The organism is Micromonospora sp. M51 (genome assembly GCF_018070305.1).
In the GTDB taxonomy this organism is placed as follows: domain Bacteria; phylum Actinomycetota; class Actinomycetes; order Mycobacteriales; family Micromonosporaceae; genus Micromonospora; species Micromonospora parva.
The window spans coordinates 1-801 of record NZ_JAGPXZ010001330.1 but is presented as its reverse complement, the minus strand read 5'-3'; the positions used below and the strand labels follow the sequence as shown (position 1 = coordinate 801).

General features: G+C 76.8%; 1 protein-coding gene. It reads right to left on the bottom strand.

The window, feature by feature from the left end; genetic code table 11:
- The coding region (locus KBX53_RS34620) for a cytochrome d ubiquinol oxidase subunit II (protein WP_210863996.1) at window positions 1-801 on the bottom strand (801 nt) is incomplete at both ends.

Below are 801 nucleotides of genomic sequence, written 5' to 3'. Positions count from 1 at the left end.
GGGCCAGAGAGCGGCTCCGACCAGCACCACCGGCAGCGCCAGGGCCGCGCCGGTGGCGACCACCGCCCACCCGGGCCGCTGCCGGACCAGCGCCGCGCGGGCCGCCAGCAGCGCCGCCACGAGCAACACCGGCAGGAGTACGGCCACCGCCGGTCGCTGCACGGCGTCGCGTACCCGGGCGGAGAGCAGGCCCACGACGGTGGCCACGGCGACCGCGGTGAGCGCCACCGGCACCAGCCGGCGGGCCGTGCGGCCGGCCTCGGCGGCGGCCCCGGCGGACAGGCGCAGTGTGAGGAAGGTCGCGCCGTGCACCGCGACCACCGTGACCATGGCGATCCCGGCGGCGGCCGCGAACGGGGTGGCCAGGTGGGTCACCCCGGCGACGTGCCCGTCGGTCCGCAGTGGCACGCCCTGCAACAGCGCGGCGAGCAGCGCGCCCCAGCCCAGCGCGGCGAGGGCGCTGCCGATCATCACGACGCGGTCCCAGCGGGCGCGACTGCGCTCGCTGCTGGGCCGACTGCGCAACTGCACCCCGACGGTGACCAGGATGACGCCGACCAGGGCGCCGACGACGACCGGATAGCAGCCGGCGAGCAACTCGCCCTCCAGCAGGGGGAACGCGCCGAAGAGGATGCCCACGGTGGCCACCAGCCAGACCTCGTTGCCGAGGAAGAACGGCCCGAGGGCGGTGAGCGTCTCGCGCCGCCCGGCCGGGCCGACGCCGCGGGCGAGCAGCAGCCCGACGCCGTAGTCGTAGCCGGCGAGCACCAGGTAGCTGGCGAAAAAGAGGCCGAGCACTGC